Source organism: Pantoea sp. X-Soil-OKNW-713 (genome assembly GCF_059730685.1).
The window spans coordinates 3,925,269-3,945,583 of sequence record NZ_AP035995.1 but is presented as its reverse complement, the minus strand read 5'-3'; the positions used below and the strand labels follow the sequence as shown (position 1 = coordinate 3,945,583).

The following is a 20,315-nucleotide window of genomic DNA, read 5'->3' as shown; positions in this document are numbered from 1 at the left end:
CAGCCAGCTACAAGGATCACCACCATGCCTATACAGATTTTACCGCCACAGCTGGCAAACCAGATCGCCGCAGGCGAAGTGGTGGAGCGTCCGGCATCGGTGGTGAAAGAGCTGGTGGAAAACAGCCTCGATGCCGGGGCCACGCGTATCGATGTGGACATCGAAAAGGGCGGCGCAAAGTTAATCCGCATTCGTGATAACGGTTGTGGGATAGCTAAAGATGAACTGGCGATGGCACTGGCGCGACATGCAACCAGCAAAATTGCCTCGCTGGACGATCTCGAAGCCATTGTCAGCCTGGGCTTCCGTGGCGAAGCGCTCGCCAGTATCAGTTCGGTGTCCCGCCTGACGCTCACTTCACGTACCGAAGAGCAAACCGAAGCCTGGCAGGCCTACGCCGAAGGGCGGGATATGGCGGTCACGGTTAAACCGGCGGCACATCCGGTTGGCACCACGCTGGAAGTCCTCGACCTGTTTTACAACACCCCGGCCCGCCGCAAATTCATGCGTACGGAGAAAACCGAGTTTACCCACATTGATGAAGTGATTCGTCGCATTGCGCTGGCGCGTTTCGATGTGGCGATCTCGCTCAGCCATAACGGTAAGTTGATGCGCCAGTACCGTGGTGTGACTCAGGATGCACAGCGTGAGCGCCGACTTGGGGCGATTTGCGGCACCACCTTTATGCAGCATGCGCTGAGGATTGACTGGCAGCATGATGATTTGGCCCTGCGCGGCTGGGTGGCTGATCCGGCCGGTTCACGTCAGGTGACGGACCTGCAATATTGCTACGTCAATGGCCGTATGATGCGCGATAAGCTGATCAATCACGCCATTCGCCAGGCCTATCAAACCCAGTTAGGTGATGAGCAGCAACCGGCTTACGTGCTTTATCTGGAAATTGATCCGCACCAGGTGGATGTTAACGTTCATCCGGCCAAGCACGAAGTCCGTTTTCACCAGTCACGTCTGGTCCATGATTTTATCTGGCAAGGGGTGATGAGCGCCTTACAGGCCAGCCGTGCTGCTGAATTGCCGATTGCACACGCAGAAGAACCTGCGCCACAGTGGCAGCCGGAGAACCGGCAGGCGGCGGGCGGAAATCATTTTTCCCAGCCAGCGGCAACGCCACGTCGCTCAGGCGCGGCGGGCGGTGGCTGGCAGTCGCAAGAGCCAGGCTATAGCACGCGTGAAGGGGCGGCCTATCAGAAACTGATACAAACGCCGGTCAGCGTGCCGACGCCGGCAAAAGCGCCATCCGTCCCGGCCCCCGTGCCTAAACCCGCAAGCGAAACACCGCTTGCGGCTCATGTGCAAAGCTTTGGGCGGGTACTGAGCGTAGTTCGTCAATGTTATGCCTTGCTGGAGCGTGGCGATACGCTGCAATTACTCTCTTTACCGGTGGCCGCGCGTTGGCTAAAACAGGCCCAGTTGCAACCTGGAGAAGAAGGGCTGAAACCACAGCCGTTACTGATCCCTGTCAGGCTGAAAGTCGCGGCAGAGGAGATGGCGGTAATTGGCCGACAAGCGGCATTGTTAACGGCGATGGGCATTGATTTACAACGGGAAGGGCAGCATGTGACGCTCCGCGCGGTGCCTTTACCGTTACGCACACAAAATTTACAAATCTTGATTCCAGAACTGTTAGGCTATCTCGCCCGGCAGCAAGAGGTTTCTGCGTTCGCACTGGCCCAGTGGCTGGCCCGTCGTGACAATGCAGAAGCCCCGCACTGGAATCACTCGCAGGCGATTACGTTGCTGGCGGAGCTGGAACGGCTATGCCCGCAACTGTTAAAGTCGCCGCCTTCTGGCCTGTTACAGGCCGTTGAGATTGAGAGCGCGATTAACGCGTTGAAGCATGAGTGAACTGAACCAGGCTAGCCGGCCTAAGGCAATTTTTTTGATGGGCCCGACTGCCTCCGGTAAGACGGCGCTGGCAATTTCGTTGCGTCAGCATCTTCCGGTGGAACTTATTAGCGTTGACTCTGCCTTAATCTATCGCGGGATGGATATTGGCACGGCGAAGCCGTCCGAAGAGGAGTTAGCGCAGGCCCCCCATCGCTTGCTGGACATTCGCGACCCGGCGGAGGCGTATTCCGCTGCCGAGTTTCGTCGTGATGCGTTGGCAGAAATGGCGGAAATCACCCAAAGGGGTAAGATTCCGTTGCTTGTTGGTGGAACCATGCTCTACTTCAAGGCGTTGCTTGAAGGATTGTCGCCGCTGCCCTCGGCCGATCCGGACGTGCGTCAGCGGATAGAGCAAATGGCGGCGGAGAAAGGTTGGGATGCCTTGCACCGTCAGCTGTGTGAAATCGATCCGGTCGCCGGTGGTCGTATTCATCCGAATGATCCGCAGAGACTTTCGCGAGCACTGGAAGTTTTTTTTATTTCGGGTAAAACTTTAACGGAACTGACAAAAACATCCGGTGAAGCGTTACCCTACGACGTGTATCAGTTCGCAATCGCTCCGGCGAATCGCGAATTGCTACATCAACGCATTGCGTTGCGTTACAACCAGATGCTGGCGTCAGGGTTTGAAGCGGAGGCTCGCGCTCTGTTTGCACGAGGTGATTTGCATACGGATATGCCTTCCATTCGCTGTGTTGGTTATCGTCAAATGTGGTCTTACCTCACTGGCGAAATCGATTACAACGAAATGGTTTATCGGGGAATTTGCGCAACCCGGCAGCTCGCGAAACGCCAGATGACCTGGTTACGTGGCTGGCCTGACGTGCACTGGTTAGACAGTGACGAGCCAGATTTAGCGCGTAATGCGGTGCTTCAGGTTGTTAGTGCGAAGCAGGGATGATTGTGTACAATTGATCCGTTATCGTGCGCAAATTTTTTACGCAGTTTTTCTGAACCACGGTTCAAAAAGTAACAAACAACAAGCATATAAGGAAAAGATAGAATGGCTAAGGGGCAATCATTACAAGACCCGTTTTTGAACGCACTGCGTCGTGAACGTGTACCGGTTTCGATCTATTTGGTGAATGGTATTAAGCTGCAAGGGCAGATTGAATCCTTCGATCAGTTCGTTATTTTGTTGAAAAACACAGTTAGCCAGATGGTGTATAAGCACGCCATCTCTACGGTGGTTCCTTCTCGTCCGGTATCGCACCATAGCAACAATGCGGGCGGCGGAAGCAGTAACTACCACCACGGCGGAAGCAACCAGGCCGCTCAGTCGCAGCCACAACAAGACGGCGATAACGCAGAATAATTTTTGTGTTGCCGTGAAGCCAGGGCTGGAGAGCGCGAACGTTTTCCCGTCCTGGTTATTTATTTTAGCGAGGTTATAGCTTGTTTGACCGTTATGATGCCGGTGAGCAGGCCGTACTGGTACACATCTGGTTCTCCCAAGACAAAGAGCTGGAAGATTTGCAGGAGTTTGAAACTCTTGTCTCTTCTGCGGGCGTCGAAGCGCTGCAGGTTATTACTGGCAGCCGTAAAGCGCCACATCCCAAATATTTTGTCGGTGAAGGAAAGGCAGTTGAAATTGCCGATGCGGTGAAAGCGAGTGGAGCATCGGTCGTTTTATTCGATCATGCCTTATCCCCTGCTCAGGAACGAAATCTTGAGCGGCTGTGCGAATGTCGCGTTGTCGATCGCACCGGCTTAATTCTCGATATTTTTGCTCAGCGCGCCCGTACCCATGAGGGTAAATTGCAGGTCGAGCTGGCACAGCTACGCCATCTGGCAACGCGTCTGGTTCGTGGCTGGACGCACCTTGAGCGCCAGAAAGGCGGTATCGGTTTGCGTGGTCCGGGTGAAACCCAGCTGGAAACGGACCGTCGTTTGCTGCGCAACCGTATCAGTCTGATCCTTTCCCGTCTTGAGCGCGTGGAAAAACAGCGTGAACAGGGACGACAGGCGCGCGCTAAAGCCGATGTGCCAACCGTTTCGTTGGTGGGATACACCAACGCCGGTAAATCCACCCTGTTCAACGCCATCACGTCAGCGGATGTTTATGCTGCGGATCAGCTGTTTGCGACGCTGGATCCGACCTTACGCCGTCTTAATGTGGCGGATGTGGGGGAAGTGGTGCTGGCAGATACGGTAGGTTTTATTCGTCACCTGCCTCACGATTTGGTGGCGGCGTTTAAGGCAACATTGCAGGAAACGCGTCAGGCCACCTTACTGATGCATGTGATTGATGCGGCTGATTTACGCGTCAATGACAACATCGAGGCAGTTAATGAAGTGTTGGCAGAGATTGAGGCCGATGAAATCCCTTCCCTGCTGATCATGAACAAAATCGATATGCTGGATGGTTTCGAACCGCGTATCGACCGTGATGAAGAGAACAAACCGATTCGCGTCTGGCTTTCCGCGCAGACCGGTGTCGGTCTGCCATTATTATGGCAGGCACTATCAGAACGTCTGGCGGGTGAAATTGCGCAGTATGATCTGCGTTTACCACCGGAAGCCGGACGTCTGCGCAGTCGTTTTTACCAGTTACAGGCGATTGAGAAAGAGTGGAATGAAGATGATGGCAGTGTAGGTTTACACGTACGAATGCCGATTGTGGACTGGCGTCGTTTATGTAAACAAGAGCCGTCGCTAGCCAGTTATATTGTTTGACCGTTGCCCAACTCATTTACCGGAACAGCCTGTACATCGGCTGTAAGGTAAAACGTAAATACAATAAATGGAGTAGAGACATGGCGTGGAATCAGCCCGGTAATAACGGACAGGACCGCGACCCGTGGGGAAGCAGCAATAATCAAGGCGGCAACTCTGGGGGAAACAAAGGAGGTCGCGATCAGGGACCACCTGATCTGGATGATATCTTCCGTAAACTGAGTAAAAAACTCGGTGGACTGGGCGGTGGCAAACAGAGTGACAACAACGGCCAGCGCAGCGGTGGTAGCGGTGGCAAATTGGTTGGCATCGTTGCCGCTGCGGCAGTGATCATCTGGGCGGCCAGCGGGTTCTACACCATTAAAGAAGCGGAGCGCGGCGTCGTCACCCGTTTCGGCAAATTCAGCCATCTGGTTGAGCCTGGTCTCAACTGGAAACCTACTTTTATCGACCATGTCCAAGCCGTCAACGTGGAGGCGGTGCGTGAACTCGCCGCTTCTGGCGTGATGCTGACGTCGGATGAAAACGTGGTGCGCGTGGAAATGAACGTGCAGTATCGCGTGACCGATCCGGAGCGTTATCTGTTTGCCGTGACCAGTGCTGACGATAGCCTGCGCCAGGCAACTGACAGCGCGCTGCGTGGCGTGATTGGTCGTTCCACTATGGATCGTATCCTGACGGAAGGCCGTACCGTGGTGCGTAGCGATACCCAGCGTGAAATAGACGAAACCATCCGTCCATACAACATGGGTATCACGCTGCTCGATGTGAACTTCCAGGCAGCACGTCCACCGGAAGAGGTGAAAGCCTCATTTGATGATGCGATTGCCGCGCGTGAAAACCGCGAGCAGTACGTACGTGAAGCAGAAGCTTATGCTAACGAAGTACAGCCGCGCGCGAATGGTCAGGCACAGCGTATCCTTGAAGAGGCGCGCGCTTACAAAGAGCGTACCGTGCTGGAAGCGCAGGGTGAAGTGGCGCGTTTTGCTCGCATGTTGCCGGAATATAAAGCCGCTCCGCAAATCACCAGAGAGCGTCTCTACATCGAAAGTATGGAACGCGTGCTCAGCCATACCCGCAAAGTGCTGGTTAACGATCGTGGCAACAACCTGATGGTCCTGCCGCTGGATCAGCTGATGCGTGGCGCTCAGGCAGCCCCAGGCCAGCCTGGCCAGAAAAATACCGATTTGATGAAGCTGCCGCCGGTTTCAGATAGCAGCGCCAGCAATAGCGACACTTCATCGTACAGTCCGAGCAGCATCATGGATCAGCGTCGCGCTAATGCGCTGCGTAACGATACCCAGCGTATGGGGAGGGAATAATCGATGCGTAAGCCAATTATCGCCGTAATTATCGTAGTGCTGGTGGTGCTTTACGCGTCACTGTTCGTGGTACAGGAAGGTCAGCGCGGTATCGTGTTGCGTTTCGGCAAGGTTCTGCGTGACAGCGAAAACAAACCGCTGGTGTACGCGCCGGGTCTGCATTTCAAGATCCCGTTTATTGAAACCGTGAAATCGCTGGACGCACGTATTCAGACGATGGACAACCAGGCAGATCGTTTTGTCACCAAAGAGAAAAAAGATCTGATTGTTGATTCCTACATCAAATGGCGTATCAGCGATTTCAGCCGTTACTACCTGGCAACGGGTGGTGGTGACGTTTCGCAGGCTGAAGTGCTGCTGAAACGTAAATTCAGCGACCGTCTGCGTTCTGAAATGGGACGTCTGGACGTGAAAGACATCGTGACTGACTCCCGTGGTCGTTTGACCACTGATGTTCGCGATGCGCTGAACACCGGTAGCGCGGGCAACGATGACGAAGTTCAGACGCCAGCGGCCGACGACGCGATTGCCAACGCGGCAGCACGCGTGGAGCGTGAAACCAACAGCAATGAACCGGCACCGAACCCGAACAGTATGGCGGCGCTGGGTATTGAGGTGGTCGACGTACGCATTAAGCAGATCAACCTGCCGACAGAAGTGTCTGACGCTATTTACAACCGTATGCGCGCTGAGCGTGAAGCGGTTGCGCGTAGTCAGCGTTCACAAGGCCAGGAAGAGGCGGAAAAATTGCGTGCTCAGGCGGATTATCAGGTAACCCGTACGCTGGCTGAAGCGCAGCGTCAGGCGTTGATCACCCGCGGTGAAGGGGATGCTGAAGCGGCGAAACTGTTTGCTGATGCATTCAGTCAGGATCCGGATTTCTACGCCTTTATCCGCAGCCTGCGTGCTTACGAGAACAGCTTTGCGGATAATCAGGATATTCTGGTTTTAAGCCCGGATAGCGATTTCTTCCGTTATATGAAGGCCCCCTCTAACGCCACGCGTTAATAACTGATATAAATTTAAGGCCGACAATGATGTCGGCCTTTTTTTTGGGGAAAGAATGATGAACACAACCATCTGGATGGCACTGGCTTTGGTGCTGGTTCTGGAAGGGCTGGGACCGATGTTTTTACCGCGTATCTGGCGGCGTATGATTCTGGCAATGGCACAGATGCCGGATCGTTTGTTACATCGGTTTGGTGGTGGACTGGTGGTTGCTGGTGTGGTGATTTATTACATGGTTAGCGTCCATGCGAGCTAAAAATGCGCGTTCTGACTGAGCGGCATTGTGTCTCGTAGTCAATTTTCCCCCAAGATGTTGTATCGATCAAAACTCAGGCAAAAAACCACGCAATCGTATGCTAAAAGAGCTGAAAGTGAGAAAATCAGGTGGTAGAATCCATTTTTAAGCAATCGGTGATTTTGAAAAAATGGGTAAGAACGTCGTCGTACTGGGCACCCAATGGGGTGACGAAGGTAAAGGTAAGATCGTAGACCTTCTCACAGAGCGCGCGAAATACGTCGTGCGCTATCAAGGTGGTCACAATGCGGGCCACACGCTTGTCATCAACGGTGAAAAAACCGTCCTCCACTTAATTCCATCTGGTATTCTGCGTGATAACGTAACCAGCATCATTGGTAACGGCGTTGTTCTGTCGCCTGAAGCGCTGATGAAAGAGATGAAAGGCCTTGAGGAGCGCGGTGTACCGGTACGTGAACGTCTGCTGCTGTCTGAAGCTTGCCCGTTAATTCTGCAATACCATGTTGCAATGGATAAAGCGCGTGAAACTGCGCGCGGTGCCAAAGCTATCGGTACTACCGGTCGTGGTATCGGCCCGGCGTATGAAGATAAAGTTGCACGCCGTGGTCTGCGCGTTGGCGACCTTTTCAACAAAGAAACCTTCGCCGCCAAGCTGAAAGAAGTGGTTGATTACTACAACTTCCAGTTGGTGCACTACTACAAAGAAGAAGCCGTTGATTACGACAAAGTGCTGAATGATGTGATGGCGGTTGCCGACATCCTGACCAGCATGGTGGTTGACGTGTCTGAACTGCTGGATACTGCGCGTCAGCGTGGCGATCTGATCATGTTCGAAGGTGCCCAGGGCACGCTGCTGGATATCGACCACGGTACTTATCCCTACGTGACTTCATCGAACACCACCGCAGGTGGCGTGGCAACCGGCTCAGGTATTGGTCCGCGTTATGTGGATTATGTGCTGGGTATCGTGAAAGCTTACTCAACGCGTGTGGGTGCAGGTCCGTTCCCGACTGAGCTGTTTGAGGAAACGGGTGAATTCCTGTGCCAGAAAGGTCACGAGTACGGTGCCACTACCGGTCGCCGTCGTCGTACCGGCTGGCTCGATGCGGTTGCTGTACGTCGTGCTGTACAGATCAACTCATTGTCAGGTTTCTGCATGACCAAACTGGACGTGCTGGATGGCCTGAAAGAAGTGAAAATTTGTGTGGCTTATCGCATGCCAGATGGTCGCGAAGTCACCACTACGCCGCTGGCTGCTGAAGGCTGGGAAGGTATTGAGCCGATTTACGAATCAATGCCGGGCTGGAGTGAAAACACCTTTGGCGTGAAAACGCTGGAAGGTCTGCCGCAAGCCGCGCGTGATTACATTAAACGTGTGGAAGAGGTAACCGGTGTGCCGATAGATATTATTTCTACTGGCCCTGACCGTGAAGAAACGATGATTTTGCGCCATCCATTCGACGCATAATTCCCTCAGGCCGGACTCTGTCCGGCCTCTGTTTATCTGCTCTTTGACTCCGCTCACACCATTTTTTCTTGCAAATATCGATAGTTGCCTGAAAAAAACGCACCGGCCTTCACACACTGGTTTATCATCATAATTAAACACCACGCCCGCTGGCGCATAACAATAACATCTGATGATTTACTGAGGTAAATGTGCAGCTTACAAGTTTTACTGATTATGGTCTGCGCGCTCTGATTTACATGGCGACGTTGCCGGAAGGCAGACAGACCAACATTACCGAAGTGACCGATACCTACGGGGTGTCGCGTAATCACATGGTCAAAATCATCAACCAACTCAGTCGGGCCGGGTTTGTGGCCGCAACGCGCGGTAAAAACGGCGGAATTCGTTTAGGCATGGACCCGGAAAAAATTGTCATTGGCGACGTTGTAAGAAAAATGGAGCCATTACAATTGGTTAATTGTAGTGAATGTTCGATTACGCCAGCCTGTCGCTTGCGTAAAGCCTTGAACGATGCGGTCCAGTTATTTCTGAAAGAACTGGATAACTACACCCTGGCCGATCTCGTCAAAGGTAACGACCCTTTGTACCAAATTTTATTGTCCGAACCGCCGGTGGCAATCCATCAAAAATGACATCGGAGGAACCGTAATGTCAAAAGACCCTTTTCAGGACAGAGAAGCTGAAAAATATGAAAACCCGATTCCAAGTCGGGAATTTATCCTCGCGCTATTAGAAAAGCGTGAAAAACCTGCCAACCGCGAGGACATCGCGCAGGAACTTAACATCACCAGCGAGGAGCAGCTGGAAGCGTTGCGTCGTCGTCTGCGTGCGATGGAACGTGATGGTCAACTGGTATTTACCCGCCGTCAATGTTACGCCCTGCCAGAACGTCTCGATCTGCTACGCGGTAAAGTCATTGGCCACCGTGATGGCTATGGTTTCCTGCGTGTGGAAGGACAGAAAGATGATTTCTATCTCTCCGCAGAGCAGTTGAAATTGTGTCTGCACGGCGACGTGATTCTGGCACAACCTGGCGGTGCGGATCGTAAAGGCCGCCGCGAGGCACGCGTGGTGCGGGTACTGGAACCGCGCAACAGCCAGATTGTTGGTCGTTACTTTACCGATGCCGGTACGGGGTTTGTGGTGCCGGACGACAGCCGCCTGAGCTTTGATATCCTGATCCCGCAGGACCAGACGCTGAATGCGCGTATGGGATCCGTGGTGGTGGTGGAGATCACCCAGCGCCCAACACGTCGTACCAAGGCATTGGGTAAAGTCACCGAAGTGCTCGGTGACAACATGGGAACCGGTCTGGCCGTTGATATGGCGCTGCGCACCCATGAAATCCCCCATGTTTGGCCGGAAGCGGTAGAAAAGCAGATCGCTCAACTGAAAGAAGAAGTACCAGAAGCGGCGAAGAAAGGCCGTGTCGATTTGCGCCAACTGCCGTTGGTCACCATTGATGGTGAAGATGCACGCGATTTCGACGATGCGGTCTACTGCGAGAAAAAACGCGGTGGCGGCTGGCGCTTATGGGTAGCGATTGCCGATGTCAGCTATTACGTGCGCCCGGGCACCGCGCTGGACAACGAAGCGCACCAGCGCGGCACGTCGGTCTATTTCCCGTCCCAGGTGGTCCCGATGCTGCCGGAAGTGCTGTCGAATGGTCTGTGTTCACTGAATCCGCAGGTCGATCGCCTGTGTATGGTGTGTGAAATGACCATCTCCGCCAGCGGTAAGCTCACAGGTTACAAACACTATGAAGCGGTGATGAATTCACACGCACGTCTGACCTACACCAAAGTGTGGAACATTCTGCAAGGTAACCCGGAGCTGCGTGAGCAATATGCTCCGCTGGTGAAGCATCTTGAAGAGTTGCATCGAATGTACCAGGTGCTGGAAAAGGCGCGTGAACAGCGTGGCGGCATCTCGTTTGAAACCGAAGAAGCCAAATTTATCTTCAACGCCGATCGCCGCATTGAACGTGTCGAGCGCACGGTCCGTAACGATGCGCACAAGCTGATTGAAGAGTGCATGATCCTCGCTAACATCGCTTCGGCGCGCTTTGTAGAGAAGAACGAAGAACCCGCGTTGTTCCGCGATCACGATCGTCCCAGTGATGACAGCATCACCAGTTTCCGTACCGTGCTCAACGAACTGGGTCTGAGCCTGCCGGGTGGCAGCAAACCGCAGCCGATCGATTATGCCGAGTTGCTGACGCAAATCGCCGATCGACCGGACGCAGAAATGCTGCAAACCATGCTGCTGCGTTCGATGAAACAAGCGGTGTACGACCCGGAAAACCGCGGCCACTTTGGCCTCGCGCTGGCGTCGTATGCACACTTTACTTCGCCGATTCGCCGCTACCCGGATCTGCTGCTGCATCGCGCTATCAAGTATCTGCTGGCGAAAGAGCAGGGTGAAGAGAAGGGCAACACCACGGCTACCGGCGGTTATCACTACGACATGCAGCAGATGCTGCAACTCGGTCAGCATTGCTCGATGACTGAGCGCCGTGCTGACGAAGCCACCCGTGACGTCGCCGACTGGCTGAAATGCGACTTTATGCAGGATCAGGTGGGTAACGTCTTTAACGGTGTGATCTCCAGTGTGACCGGTTTCGGTTTCTTCGTGCGTCTCAACGATTTGTTTATCGATGGTCTGGTGCATGTGTCATCGCTGGATAATGATTACTATCGTTTCGATCCGGTGGGCCAACGCCTGATCGGCGAGTCCGGCGGACGTACTTATCGTCTCGGTGACGCGGTAGAAGTACGGGTTGAAGCGGTGCATATGGATGAACGCAAAATCGACTTCGCGCTGATTTCCAGCAAGCGTGTGCCGCGTGGTGAGGGCAAAACCGTCCGTGAGCGCGAGAAGCGTGGCGGCAAACCTCCGGCGAAGCGTCGCCGTGACGCCGGTAAAAGCGTGAATTTCGAGCCGGATGAGGCTTTCCGCAGTGGCAAGAAAAAACCAGCCAAAGCGAAAAGCGAGAAAAAAAGCAAAAAAGTCTCCGAAAAAACCCGTAAAATCGCCGCCGCCACAAAAGCGAAGCGTGCGGCGAAGAAGAAAACCAGCGAAGCCTGATGCCATAAAGTTCCGGCACATTTCGTAGCGGTGCGATTTAGCGCGCAGATTTTACAAAGCGCGCAATGAATTGCGCCGCTACTGTTCGACATCCAACCTTGAGCTAAGTAATGAGTGAAATAATTTTTGGTATCCATGCCGTGCAGGCGTTGCTGGAGCGTGACCCCCAGCGTTTTCAGGAAGTCTTTATCCTCAAAGGCCGTGACGATCGTCGCCTGCAACCGCTGATCGCGGCATTGGAAGCTCAGGGAATTGCCGTGCAAGTCGCGAACCGCCAGTGGCTCGATAGTCAGGCAGAAGGCGGGGTACATCAGGGTATCGTGGCGCGCGTGAAGCCGGGTAAAAATTATCAGGAAGGGGATCTCCCGGATCTGCTGGAATCCATCGAGAATCCGTTCCTGTTGATCCTTGATGGTGTTACCGATCCGCATAACCTCGGTGCCTGCCTGCGCAGTGCCGATGCGGCTGGTGTACACGCGGTGATCGTGCCAAAAGATCGCTCGGCGCAACTGAATGCGACGGCGAAGAAAGTGGCTTGTGGTGCCGCAGAAAACGTCCCGTTGATTCGTGTCACCAACCTGGCGCGCACCATGCGTCTGCTCCAGGAATATCAGATCTGGATCGTCGGTACCGCCGGTGAAGCCGATCATACGCTGTATCAGAGCAAGCTGCCGGCGTCCCTGGCGCTGGTGATGGGTGCGGAAGGTGAGGGCATGCGCCGTCTGACCCGTGAACATTGCGATGAACTGATCAGCATTCCGATGGCGGGCAGTGTCTCCTCCCTCAACGTCTCGGTAGCCACCGGCATTTGCCTGTTTGAGGCCGTGCGCCAACGTCAGGCGTGATCCCCGCCGCAAATTAGTTTCTGTGCCAGGCATAACTGCGCGTCGTCCTCATACTTAGTGTGACGGGTAAGCGCGAGGAGCCGTTATGACCTGGACCACTCACAACGTTTTCAATCAACCTCAGCCACTGAGCAACAGCAACCTGTTCACCCGCGATCTGCCGTTATGCGAAGCTGTCGCGCGTGAAGGTGCCAGCTGGGATCGAGAGTGGCTGGCCTCTGTGGGCCTGCAACTCGGCAGTGCCGAATCACTCGAACTGGGGCGACTGGCCAATGCCCAGCCACCGGAATTGGTGCGCTATGACGCGCGCGGCGAACGACTGGATGAGGTGCGTTTTCATCCTGCCTGGCATCTGTTGATGCAGGGATTATGTGCCAGCCGCCTGCATAATCTGAGCTGGCAACCCGATGTACAACCCAATGCGATGGTCGCGCGCGCCGCACGTTTTATTTTGCACGCGCAGGTGGAAGCGGGCTCTCTTTGTCCGGTGACCATGACCCATGCCGCCATCCCGCTGCTGCAAAACTATCTACCCGAACCCTACGCCGACTGGCGCGATGCGTTACTGAGCGACCGTTATGATGCGCATCATCAACCCGGTAATAAAAAGCGCGGTTTGCTGATTGGCATGGGGATGACCGAGAAGCAGGGCGGCACTGATGTGCTCAGCAACAGCACACGCGCGGAACCGCTGGGAGGGCGTGGGCCAGGTGAGGCTTATCGTATCGTCGGGCATAAATGGTTTTTCTCGGTGCCGCAAAGCGATGCGCACCTGATCTTGGCACAGACCGCGGGTGGTCTGAGCTGCTTTTTCCTGCCGCGCCTGTTACCGGATGGCGAGCGTAACGCCATTCGGCTTGAACGTCTGAAAGACAAACTCGGCAACCGTTCCAATGCCAGCTGCGAAGTGGAATTCCAGGACGCCATCGGCTGGTTAATGGGCGAAGAGGGCGAAGGCATCCGTCTGATTCTGAAGATGGGAGGAATGACGCGTTTCGATTGCGCGCTTGGCAGTCACGGGCTGATGCGTCGCGCCTTCTCCATCGCCCTGCATCATGCGCAACAACGCCAGGTGATGGGCAAAAATCTCAGCGATCAGCCCCTGATGCGCACGGTGCTGGCACAGCAGGCGCTCCAGCTAGAGGGACAAACAGCCCTGCTGCTGCGTCTGGCTCGTGCCTGGTCAACCCCGGTCAGCGAGCATGAGCGCCTCTATGCGCGGCTGTTCACCCCCGCAGCCAAGTATGTTATTTGCCAGGCCGGGATACCCTTTGTGGCCGAAGCTATGGAGGTGCTCGGCGGCATTGGTTATTGCGAAGAAAGCGAACTGCCACGCCTGTATCGTGAGATGCCGGTCAACAGCATCTGGGAAGGCTCCGGCAATGTGATGTGCCTGGATGTGCTACGGGTTCTGAATCGGCAATCCGATATGCTGGCGATGATCAGTGACGAACTGGAGACAGTCAAAGGCTGCAACCGTCATTTCGACCGTCGCTGGCGGCAACTGCGTTTGCGTCTCGGCAATGTGCAGGAGGGGCAAGCGCGCGCGGTCACGACGGAATTGTTGCAACTGGCCACGGCGGCCATCCTGCTCAAAGTGGCTGAACCGCCACTGGCCGATGGCTGGTGTCAGCAGTTTCTCGATACGCGCGGGCAGCGGCCATTAAGCCACGATCTTAACTCGCGGTTACTGCTGCGAGCCTGTTCCGGTTGAGGGGCCATAAAGGATGGCGGTGGCGTACCAGAAACCGGGCAAAACCGTCTCATCCAGCATCAAAACCTGATAATACGTCGCACCCAACTGATTCGCTCTGGCGGCGATAGCGCGCTGGGCATCATCCGGCGAGCCGCGCACCTGAGCGCTGATGGTACCGAGTTTGGGCAGGCCGTAGCTCTGCGCTCGATTAATTTCCTGAGCATGTGTGGTGGGTGGCGGTGGCGCTTTGGGAGTTGGCGTCAGTGCCGAGCAGCCGCTCAACAGCAGGCTGAAGGCCAGAAATAACGAAACGCGCATGGTAGCTCCGGTTCAGGGAAGATGGCTCAAGTGTATGCCATCTTCCCGTGCCGCATTATGACTTGAGATGAAAAATACTCACCAACTGGGTCAGATGATGGCCCTGCTGACTCAGGCTTTGGGCTGTGGCCTCAGATTCAGTCACCAGATCGCTGTTCTGATGGGTAGCCTGGCTGATGTGGTTCATCGCCAGATTCACCTGACCAATGCCTGCGGCCTGTTCCTGTGCGGCAACATTGATCTCACCCATCAGGGCTTTTACCTGCGTGATATGTTCCACAATGTGTTGCATGGCATCACGCGTCTGCTCAGACAGGGCATGACCTTCCGCTACCTTACTGATGGAGCTGGTGATCAGTCCGTCAATCTCTTTGGCTGCCTGGGCGCTGCGCTGCGCCAGTGCGCGAACTTCCGCCGCCACCACGGCGAAGCCTTTACCATGCTCACCGGCTCGTGCCGCTTCTACCGCCGCATTCAGTGCCAGGATATTGGTCTGGAACGCGATAGATTCAATCACATGGGTGATATCGGCGATGCTTTGTGAGGCGACGCGTATTTCGGTCATGGTGCTGACCGAACGTGATACGGTTTTGCCACCCTGGGACACGGTCTGGTCAGTCTCACCCACCAATACCAGCGCCTGGCGCACGTTGGCCGCAGTTTGCGCTACGGTTGCGCCAAACTGTTCCATGCTGGCGGAGGTTTGTTCCACGCTGCTGGCCTGGCGACCAATCTGTTCGCTGATGTTCTGGCTGCTGGCGGCAATATTGTCGGTGCCCTGGCTGATCTGCTGTGCAGTCTGGCGCACCTGACCGACGATCTGCTCCAGGCCATCACCAATGCCGTTAATCGCCGCCACTAACTGGCCAATTTCATCATGGCGAGTCGAGTCGAGATGCGCCTGGAGATTCCCTGCCGCATACTCCTCGGCTAAATGGATCACCTGATGAAGCGGGCGGGTGATGGCCCGGCGGCTGTACCACATAAAGCCGATGGCAAAGGCAATCACCAACGCCAGACCTATAGCGATAAACAGGTTACGGCTTTGGGTAATCGGAGCCAGCAGGCTGGCCTGGCTGACTTCCCCGGCAATAATCCAGTTCCAGCCCGGCAACTGCTGCCAGGCCAGAAGTTTGGTTTCACCGTCCAGCGGAATGGCGACCAGACCTTTTGGCTCATTCAGCAATTGTTGCTGTGTCGACGCACTCCACAGCGGCAATTTGCCTTCGCGCTGGCTATCAAACAGATATTGTCCCTGAGTGGCACCGGCTGCACCGTTCAGCACAAAGAAGCGCCCGCTGTCGCCGAGATGGCGGGCCAGCACTTTTTCGCGCATCAGCGCGTACTGTTTATCGATTTGTACCCCGACGAACAGGATGCCGATCACCGCACCGCTGTCATCGGTGACGGGCTGATATTGCGTGATGTAACGGTGACCAAACAAGGTAGCCAGGCCACGATAAACGTTGCCCTGATTGACGTTACGCCAGGCGGCACTGCTGCGGTCCAGTCGCGTACCGATCGCACGGTTGCCGTCTTCCTTCTTCAGCGACGTTGCGATACGGACATAATCATCACCGTCACGCACGAAAACAGTCGACACGGCACCGGTACGATCGAGGAAATCATCCACCGCAATCTGGTCAAGGTTGAGGGTTTTCAGCCCGGCACGCAGGGTCGGCGTGCTGATGTCACCCACCTGGATGCGGGCGCTTTCATCGCGACTAAAGCGCTTCGGCAGAAAACTCTGAAACAATCGGGTGTAATTCGCCACCTCGGCAGAGAGGGTGGTATTAAACATGGTGGCCATCTCGCTGATGCCCTGCACCTGATTTTGCATATCGTCAGTCGCCAGTTGCTCCAGCTGGCGAGCGGCGTTGTGGCTCAGGGTCAGGGTCAGGGTCAGCAGTACCACGGCTACGCTTAAAGACGTCAGTACAGACAGCTTGATGCCGAGACCCATTGCGCTGAGAGAGAGACGCTTCATAAAGTACCTATGTTGATGTGGATGAAGGGATACAAGATCAACGGCAAATTGGGCAAAAAGTTTAGGGTGGAAATTATTCGCACAAAAATGTGAAGTGACTCGCGTTTTGAAGTGCAGGGTTTACACTTGAGCAGGTGATAATCATTCTCAACGGAGGCGACATGATTGAACTGGCGACGGAAACGCTGGCAGGAATCCAGTGTATCCATGCGGCACCCGCGGGACAGCGCCAGGCGCGTTTACCGACCGTGCTGTTTTATCATGGCTTCACCTCGTCGAAAGAGGTGTACAGCTACTTTGCGGTTGCCCTGGCACAAGCGGGGTTTCGTGTGGTGATGCCGGATGCGGATATGCATGGTGCGCGTTATAACGGCGATACCGAAACCCGCATGACGCATTTCTGGGAGATTCTCAGACAAAACATTGACGAATTGCCGCTATTGGAAGCGGCACTGCGGGAAAAAGACTGGATTGCGGAAGAACGCTTTGCTGTGGCGGGGGCGTCGATGGGCGGGATGACGGCGCTGGGGGCAATGGCACGTTATCCGCAGATCCACAGCGTCGCCTGCATGATGGGGTCGGGCTACTTTATGCAACTGAGCCATACGCTGTTTCCACCGCTGGTGGCGCGCACGCCGGAGCAAAAAGAAACTTTTGCCGCACGTCTGGCACCGCTGGCCCCTTATGATCCCAGCCAGCACCTAGAAAAACTGGCGAACCGACCTCTGTTGTTATGGCATGGCGAAGCTGATGAAGTGGTGCCGTTTGCCGAAACGGTGCGGCTGGAGAAGGCATTACGTGAAGCGCAACTCGACGGCAAGTTAACCTTTCTGTCGGAGAAGCAGATTGGGCACAAAATCACCCCTTCAGCGTTGTGCGCGCTGGTGAGTTTTTTCAAACATCATCTGTGAAATGAATTCGGGCTGGCAATCCACCGCCAGCCCGTTACGACACACCGGACTACAATTGAGACGATAACCGTTCAGCCGCGCTGCTATTGGCGCCGGTGTGGTTATCACTGGGTGCGCCCAGCCGGTTGACGTAGACAGGGCCTGATGCCGCTTGGCTGCTGTTGCTTCGCATCTGCTGCGCATAATCAGTAGTGCTGGCAACCGCGGGAGTAGACAGGAAGAGACCCAGTAAAGCAGCGATAACGAAAGTTTTCATAATCGACTCCTCACTACAGGGAATTCACTCTCAGACGCCGACGACAAGCCGAACCGTTGCGCCCATAAATAGTTTAGTTCTTCACCAAATTGCTGCCAGCCAGGCCTGTTGAACCTGTTGTTCAGCCTTTTTCTCGTCACACCGCTTAACCCACTGAATTACCATCGTTAGCACAAAATGACGCCTTGCCTGGCACGTAGCACGCCATTTGATGAATTGTGCGCTTGAGTTTAGCGGGCAACGTCAGTATGATTACGCGTCAATTTTTCAGCTGCATTCAGAGGTGTGTTTCATTTATCGGATGAATCACAACCTATAACGTTCCTTGCTTCCGTGGGCCGCAGCTGACCCTGACAGGAGGCTGAATAATCCGTAAGGAGCAATTTCGATGCGTCATTACGAAATCGTATTTATGGTCCATCCTGACCAGAGCGAACAGGTTCCGGGCATGATCGAGCGTTACACTGGTGCTATCACTGGTGCTCAGGGCACGATCCACCGTCTGGAAGACTGGGGCCGCCGTCAGCTGGCTTACCCGATCAACAAACTGCACAAAGCACACTACGTTCTGCTGAACGTAGAAGCGCCGCAGGAAGTGATTGACGAGCTGGAAACTAACTTCCGCTTCAACGACGCCGTTATCCGCAGCATGGTTATGCGCGTTAAGCACGCGGTAACTGAAGCATCTCCGATGGTTAAAGCGAAAGACGAGCGTCGTGAACGCCGTGAAGATTTCGCTAACGAAGCGGCAGATGACTCAGATGCTGGGGATTCTGAAGAGTAATCCAACGTGACGACCAATCGACTGCGCCTCTCTGGCACTGTGTGCAAGATGCCGGTTCGAAAAGTCAGTCCGTCAGGAATTCCTCACTGCCAGTTCGTGCTTGAGCACCGTTCCATGCAGGAGGAAGCCGGGTTTCACCGGCAAGCCTGGTGTCAGATGCCGGTGATTATCAGCGGCAGCGCCCATCAGGCGATTACTCAACATATAACGGTCGGCACGCAACTCATTCTCGAAGGTTTTATTAGCTGCCATCAGGCACGCAACGGCCAGAGTAGAATTGTGTTACATGCCGAGCAGATTGAATTGATAGATTCTGGAGACTAGCCAAATGGCACGTTATTTCCGTCGTCGCAAATTCTGCCGCTTCACTGCGGAAGGCGTTCAAGAGATCGATTACAAAGATATCGCTACGCTGAAAAACTACATCACCGAAAGCGGTAAGATCGTACCGAGCCGTATCACCGGTACTCGCGCTAAATACCAGCGTCAGCTGGCTCGTGCTATCAAGCGCGCGCGTTACCTGTCCCTGCTGCCGTACACTGATCGTCATCAGTAATCGGCCGCCGTCAACCACGACTTTAAGAGGATAAGGTAATGCAAGTTATTCTGCTTGATAAAGTAGTAAACCTGGGTAACCTGGGTGACCTGGTAAACGTTGCAGCGGGTTACGCACGTAACTTCCTGTTCCCGCAGCAGAAAGCGGTACCAGCTACCAAGAAAAATCTGGAGCAATTCGAAGCTCGTCGCGCTGAACTGGAAGCCAAACTGGCTGAAGTTCTGGCAGCTGCTAACGCGCGCGCTGAGAAAATCAATGCTCTGGGCAGCGTTACCGTTGCGTCTAAAGCAGGCGACGAAGGTAAACTGTTCGGTTCCATCGGTACTCGCGACATCGCTGACGCTGTAACTGCAGCTGGCGTTGAAGTGTCTAAGAGCGAAGTTCGTCTGCCGAACGGCGTTCTGCGCACCGTTGGTGAGCACGAAGTTGACTTCCAGGTTCACGGCGATGTGTTCGCGAAACTGGTTGTGAATGTCGTTGCTGAGTAATTTTACTCGGTAATGCGGAAAAGCCGGCCTTGTGCCGGCTTTTTTGTTATTGCGCGCGGATAAAGCTGCCGTCTGGCTGACGGGTAAACAGCACCGGTCCGTTGCCGCTGTCCACGGTTAATCCTGTCACCACACCCTGGGCATTCTGACGAATTTTCACCTGCTGACCACTTTGCAACGCACTTAGCGGTTGATCGTTGCCTTCCACTCGTGCCATCGCAAACACATCATTCACCGGTAAATTGTTATCGCGAAATAGCTGCGCCAGCGTCTGGCCGGAGGCAACGGTATAGGTGTGCCACTCACCCTGTGAATCAGCGGTTGGTGTGCTCTTGTTGTCATAAATCTCCGCCTGCATCGGTACTTCTTTGGGAGCGCTTTCGCTGACCGGGCGTTCCACCGGATACTGCGGCGTGCTGCTGGGCCACAGAAAGGCTAACAGGATGACCAGCAGCGCAATCACGATACCGCGACGGTGCAGCGCGGGCAGGGGATCCATCCAGCGAACATTGTCCAGCAGATGCCAGACGCGGTGCAGACCGCCAACAAAGCGGGAAGGGGTAGCAGAAGCCATTCGTGAAACCTCCTCACTGGCGGCCTGGCGTTTACCTTGCGGCAGCCAACGTTGCAACCAGGGTAAAAAAGTACGCGGTGCGCGCGTCCTGCGACGTCGTGGGGCGATCTGGCCCATGTATTCTCTCTTATCTCGACGGAGGAAAGGCTCATCCTCTCCTCTAGTGTAGTAT

General features: G+C 54.8%; 21 protein-coding genes. 17 read left to right on the top strand and 4 right to left on the bottom strand.

Annotation, left to right across the window (positions count from 1 at the left end; genetic code table 11):
* Nucleotides 1-24: 24 nt before the first annotated feature.
* The 12 genes from mutL (at nt 25) to AC6I8R_RS18275 (ending at nt 14,287) form a co-directional block, all read left to right on the top strand.
* On the top strand, nt 25-1,866 hold the full coding sequence (mutL, locus tag AC6I8R_RS18330) for a DNA mismatch repair endonuclease MutL (protein WP_497832679.1): 1,842 nt from the start codon (nt 25-27) through the stop codon (nt 1,864-1,866).
* Nucleotides 1,859-2,809: a tRNA (adenosine(37)-N6)-dimethylallyltransferase MiaA gene (miaA, locus tag AC6I8R_RS18325; protein WP_208724263.1), complete on the top strand. Its 951-nt coding sequence runs from the start codon at nt 1,859-1,861 to the stop codon at nt 2,807-2,809. The genes mutL and miaA overlap by 8 nt, the downstream gene beginning before the upstream one ends.
* 102 nt (nt 2,810-2,911) lie before the next feature.
* Nucleotides 2,912-3,223: an RNA chaperone Hfq gene (gene hfq / locus AC6I8R_RS18320; RefSeq protein ID WP_021183576.1), complete on the top strand. Its 312-nt coding sequence runs from the start codon at nt 2,912-2,914 to the stop codon at nt 3,221-3,223.
* A gap of 80 nt (nt 3,224-3,303) precedes the next feature.
* Nucleotides 3,304-4,584: a ribosome rescue GTPase HflX gene (hflX, locus tag AC6I8R_RS18315; protein WP_021183575.1), complete on the top strand. Its 1,281-nt coding sequence runs from the start codon at nt 3,304-3,306 to the stop codon at nt 4,582-4,584.
* A gap of 80 nt (nt 4,585-4,664) precedes the next feature.
* Nucleotides 4,665-5,906 carry an FtsH protease activity modulator HflK gene (hflK, locus tag AC6I8R_RS18310; RefSeq protein ID WP_021183574.1) on the top strand — a complete coding sequence of 414 codons (1,242 nt, stop codon included), beginning with the start codon at nt 4,665-4,667 and terminating at the stop codon, nt 5,904-5,906.
* 3 nt (nt 5,907-5,909) lie between these two features.
* Nucleotides 5,910-6,914 (top strand): protease modulator HflC, encoded by a 1,005-nt coding sequence (gene hflC, locus AC6I8R_RS18305; RefSeq protein ID WP_021183573.1) that lies wholly within the window; start codon nt 5,910-5,912, stop codon nt 6,912-6,914.
* A gap of 58 nt (nt 6,915-6,972) precedes the next feature.
* Nucleotides 6,973-7,170 carry a DUF2065 domain-containing protein gene (locus AC6I8R_RS18300; protein ID WP_013510694.1) on the top strand — a complete coding sequence of 66 codons (198 nt, stop codon included), beginning with the start codon at nt 6,973-6,975 and terminating at the stop codon, nt 7,168-7,170.
* Between the two features lie 169 nt (nt 7,171-7,339).
* A complete protein-coding gene (locus AC6I8R_RS18295) occupies nt 7,340-8,638 on the top strand; it encodes an adenylosuccinate synthase (RefSeq protein ID WP_208724262.1) in 1,299 nt (432 codons plus the stop codon).
* A gap of 191 nt (nt 8,639-8,829) precedes the next feature.
* Nucleotides 8,830-9,273, top strand: a complete 444-nt coding sequence (gene nsrR, locus AC6I8R_RS18290) for a nitric oxide-sensing transcriptional repressor NsrR (RefSeq protein WP_021183570.1) — start codon at nt 8,830-8,832, stop codon at nt 9,271-9,273.
* Nucleotides 9,274-9,289: 16 nt separating this feature from the next.
* Nucleotides 9,290-11,728 carry a ribonuclease R gene (gene rnr, locus AC6I8R_RS18285; protein WP_021183569.1) on the top strand — a complete coding sequence of 813 codons (2,439 nt, stop codon included), beginning with the start codon at nt 9,290-9,292 and terminating at the stop codon, nt 11,726-11,728.
* A gap of 110 nt (nt 11,729-11,838) precedes the next feature.
* Entirely contained in the window at nt 11,839-12,573 is a 735-nt protein-coding gene (gene rlmB, locus AC6I8R_RS18280) for a 23S rRNA (guanosine(2251)-2'-O)-methyltransferase RlmB (RefSeq protein WP_021183568.1), read from the top strand.
* An 85-nt stretch (nt 12,574-12,658) separates the two neighbouring features.
* On the top strand, nt 12,659-14,287 hold the full coding sequence (locus tag AC6I8R_RS18275; RefSeq protein ID WP_497832678.1) for an isovaleryl-CoA dehydrogenase: 1,629 nt from the start codon (nt 12,659-12,661) through the stop codon (nt 14,285-14,287).
* Here AC6I8R_RS18275 and bsmA read toward each other — a convergent pair.
* Nucleotides 14,261-14,587 (bottom strand): biofilm peroxide resistance protein BsmA, encoded by a 327-nt coding sequence (gene bsmA, locus AC6I8R_RS18270; protein ID WP_021183566.1) that lies wholly within the window; start codon nt 14,585-14,587, stop codon nt 14,261-14,263. The genes AC6I8R_RS18275 and bsmA overlap by 27 nt on opposite strands.
* A 55-nt stretch (nt 14,588-14,642) precedes the next feature.
* Nucleotides 14,643-16,574, bottom strand: a complete 1,932-nt coding sequence (locus tag AC6I8R_RS18265) for a methyl-accepting chemotaxis protein (protein ID WP_415173830.1) — start codon at nt 16,572-16,574, stop codon at nt 14,643-14,645.
* A 161-nt stretch (nt 16,575-16,735) separates the two neighbouring features.
* Here AC6I8R_RS18265 and yjfP point away from each other — a divergent pair, with 161 nt between their 5' ends.
* Nucleotides 16,736-17,485 carry an esterase gene (gene yjfP, locus AC6I8R_RS18260; protein ID WP_497832677.1) on the top strand — a complete coding sequence of 250 codons (750 nt, stop codon included), beginning with the start codon at nt 16,736-16,738 and terminating at the stop codon, nt 17,483-17,485.
* Between the two features lie 49 nt (nt 17,486-17,534).
* Here the strand turns inward: yjfP and AC6I8R_RS18255 are convergent, their stop codons facing one another.
* Nucleotides 17,535-17,741 (bottom strand): hypothetical protein, encoded by a 207-nt coding sequence (locus AC6I8R_RS18255; RefSeq protein WP_021183563.1) that lies wholly within the window; start codon nt 17,739-17,741, stop codon nt 17,535-17,537.
* A 388-nt stretch (nt 17,742-18,129) separates the two neighbouring features.
* On the opposite strand from AC6I8R_RS18255, the gene rpsF reads away from it, so the two are divergent.
* From rpsF to rplI, 4 genes are read left to right on the top strand one after another with little or no spacing between them, the layout of a single operon-like run.
* Complete coding sequence (rpsF, locus tag AC6I8R_RS18250; RefSeq protein WP_013510684.1) at nt 18,130-18,525, top strand: 30S ribosomal protein S6; 396 nt, start codon at nt 18,130-18,132, stop codon at nt 18,523-18,525.
* Between the two features lie 48 nt (nt 18,526-18,573).
* Nucleotides 18,574-18,849, top strand: coding sequence for a primosomal replication protein N (gene priB, locus AC6I8R_RS18245; RefSeq protein WP_051337944.1), 276 nt, complete (start codon nt 18,574-18,576; stop codon nt 18,847-18,849).
* Between the two features lie 4 nt (nt 18,850-18,853).
* Entirely contained in the window at nt 18,854-19,081 is a 228-nt protein-coding gene (gene rpsR / locus AC6I8R_RS18240) for a 30S ribosomal protein S18 (protein ID WP_000135199.1), read from the top strand.
* A gap of 38 nt (nt 19,082-19,119) precedes the next feature.
* Entirely contained in the window at nt 19,120-19,569 is a 450-nt protein-coding gene (gene rplI, locus AC6I8R_RS18235; protein ID WP_021183561.1) for a 50S ribosomal protein L9, read from the top strand.
* 46 nt (nt 19,570-19,615) lie between these two features.
* Here the strand turns inward: rplI and AC6I8R_RS18230 are convergent, their stop codons facing one another.
* The gene (locus AC6I8R_RS18230; protein ID WP_021183560.1) at nt 19,616-20,260 is read right to left on the bottom strand and encodes an OapA family protein; all 645 of its coding nucleotides are present in this window, start codon (nt 20,258-20,260) and stop codon (nt 19,616-19,618) included.
* Nucleotides 20,261-20,315: the final 55 nt, after the last annotated feature.

What these genes read in the sequence shown, in the direction of transcription:
- AC6I8R_RS18275 (WP_497832678.1), top strand. Translation starts at nt 12,659, where the DNA reads ATGACCTGGACCACTCACAACGTTTTCAATCAACCTCAGCCACTGAGC.
- rlmB (WP_021183568.1), top strand. Translation starts at nt 11,839, where the DNA reads ATGAGTGAAATAATTTTTGGTATCCATGCCGTGCAGGCGTTGCTGGAG.
- hflK (WP_021183574.1), top strand. Translation starts at nt 4,665, where the DNA reads ATGGCGTGGAATCAGCCCGGTAATAACGGACAGGACCGCGACCCGTGG.
- yjfP (WP_497832677.1), top strand. Translation starts at nt 16,736, where the DNA reads ATGATTGAACTGGCGACGGAAACGCTGGCAGGAATCCAGTGTATCCAT.
- priB (WP_051337944.1), top strand. Translation starts at nt 18,574, where the DNA reads ATGCCGGTTCGAAAAGTCAGTCCGTCAGGAATTCCTCACTGCCAGTTC.
- mutL (WP_497832679.1), top strand. Translation starts at nt 25, where the DNA reads ATGCCTATACAGATTTTACCGCCACAGCTGGCAAACCAGATCGCCGCA.
- rplI (WP_021183561.1), top strand. Translation starts at nt 19,120, where the DNA reads ATGCAAGTTATTCTGCTTGATAAAGTAGTAAACCTGGGTAACCTGGGT.
- miaA (WP_208724263.1), top strand. Translation starts at nt 1,859, where the DNA reads ATGAGTGAACTGAACCAGGCTAGCCGGCCTAAGGCAATTTTTTTGATG.
- rnr (WP_021183569.1), top strand. Translation starts at nt 9,290, where the DNA reads ATGTCAAAAGACCCTTTTCAGGACAGAGAAGCTGAAAAATATGAAAAC.
- rpsF (WP_013510684.1), top strand. Translation starts at nt 18,130, where the DNA reads ATGCGTCATTACGAAATCGTATTTATGGTCCATCCTGACCAGAGCGAA.
- AC6I8R_RS18230 (WP_021183560.1), bottom strand. Translation starts at nt 20,260, where the DNA reads ATGGGCCAGATCGCCCCACGACGTCGCAGGACGCGCGCACCGCGTACT.
- hflC (WP_021183573.1), top strand. Translation starts at nt 5,910, where the DNA reads ATGCGTAAGCCAATTATCGCCGTAATTATCGTAGTGCTGGTGGTGCTT.
- hfq (WP_021183576.1), top strand. Translation starts at nt 2,912, where the DNA reads ATGGCTAAGGGGCAATCATTACAAGACCCGTTTTTGAACGCACTGCGT.
- AC6I8R_RS18265 (WP_415173830.1), bottom strand. Translation starts at nt 16,574, where the DNA reads ATGAAGCGTCTCTCTCTCAGCGCAATGGGTCTCGGCATCAAGCTGTCT.
- bsmA (WP_021183566.1), bottom strand. Translation starts at nt 14,587, where the DNA reads ATGCGCGTTTCGTTATTTCTGGCCTTCAGCCTGCTGTTGAGCGGCTGC.
- AC6I8R_RS18255 (WP_021183563.1), bottom strand. Translation starts at nt 17,741, where the DNA reads ATGAAAACTTTCGTTATCGCTGCTTTACTGGGTCTCTTCCTGTCTACT.
- rpsR (WP_000135199.1), top strand. Translation starts at nt 18,854, where the DNA reads ATGGCACGTTATTTCCGTCGTCGCAAATTCTGCCGCTTCACTGCGGAA.
- AC6I8R_RS18295 (WP_208724262.1), top strand. Translation starts at nt 7,340, where the DNA reads ATGGGTAAGAACGTCGTCGTACTGGGCACCCAATGGGGTGACGAAGGT.
- AC6I8R_RS18300 (WP_013510694.1), top strand. Translation starts at nt 6,973, where the DNA reads ATGAACACAACCATCTGGATGGCACTGGCTTTGGTGCTGGTTCTGGAA.